Origin of the sequence: Shewanella sp. T24-MNA-CIBAN-0130, assembly GCF_040310185.1 — a bacterium.
GTDB classification, from domain to species: domain Bacteria; phylum Pseudomonadota; class Gammaproteobacteria; order Enterobacterales; family Shewanellaceae; genus Shewanella; species Shewanella psychromarinicola.
In genome coordinates this window covers 1-244 of sequence record NZ_JBEOPP010000506.1, presented here as the reverse complement: position 1 = coordinate 244, position 244 = coordinate 1, and the positions used below count along the sequence as shown (strand labels likewise).

Below are 244 nucleotides of genomic sequence, written 5' to 3'. Positions count from 1 at the left end.
GTACAATATACTATCGCTAAATTTTACCGTATTAATGGTGGCAGCACTCAATTAAAAGGCGTTACGCCTGATGTCCGTTTTCCAAGTGCTTTAGAGGCTGGCGAATACGGCGAGTCAGAGGAAGAGAATGCTCTGCCATGGGATAAGGTTCCCGTTGCTCAGTACTCTACTTTAGGGAATATCAACCCTATGCTGATCAACAATCTTGATGTTAAACATAAAGAGCGTATCAGCAAAGATGTAG

Annotated in this window: 1 protein-coding gene; it reads left to right on the top strand. The window is 42.6% G+C overall.

Going from position 1 to position 244, the window contains the following annotated elements; genetic code table 11:
• Window positions 1-244, top strand: a 244-nt coding sequence (locus AAEZ02_RS23300) for a carboxy terminal-processing peptidase (protein ID WP_351125581.1), incomplete at both ends; no start/stop codon positions are given.